The sequence below is a fragment of the Natrinema soli genome (genome assembly GCF_028618695.1).
In genome coordinates this window covers 1-591 of sequence record NZ_JAQIVI010000844.1, presented here as the reverse complement: position 1 = coordinate 591, position 591 = coordinate 1, and the positions used below count along the sequence as shown (strand labels likewise).

The 591-nt window shown below is 56.5% G+C and carries 1 protein-coding gene; it reads left to right on the top strand.

Annotated features, from left to right (window positions below; all coding sequences use genetic code 11):
* Nucleotides 1-85: 85 nt before the first annotated feature.
* On the top strand, nucleotides 86-591 hold a 506-nt coding region (locus tag PGX04_RS34020; protein WP_273742504.1), incomplete at its 3' end, for a transposase.

Genomic DNA, 591 nt, shown 5'->3' with positions numbered 1-591 from the left:
TGCGGACAGCACGGCCTCAACACCACGAGGCTGACCCTGAGGAGAAGGCCGAGTTCCAAGAGACAGTCGAAAAAAACGGCCCGAACTGAGCGAGAAAACCGTCGTTGTCGTCGATCAATTTACCAAGCACGTCGGAACTGTCCAGCGGCGTGGCTGGTACCCAATCGGTTCAGATCCGACGATAGAGACAGCAACGTCCTGGGAGTCGGTGACAGTGCTGGGCGCTGTCACCGACGACGGTGACAGCTTCTACTGCTGGACAGAGGAGAACTTGACCAGATTTCACGGGATTCGGCTGTTAGAGGCGCTGAAAGACAAGTTTGGTGAGGAGTTAGTGGTGTTCCTGGATCGAGCGGGCTACTTCTACGCGAGGGATCTCTGGGAACACGTGAGCGGAGAGCGCGAGACCGAAACTGTCGGAGACAGTTCGGTCTCGTGCGTGCGCGGGGACAATCTCGAAGTGTGGTACTTCCCGTCGAAACTCCCCGAGTTGAACGCTGTCGAAGGGTGCTGGGACCAACTGCAAGAGTGGTTCAAGTACCGCCTTATGCCAGATCTCTCAACGCTGAAAGACTACATTCCACGAGGACT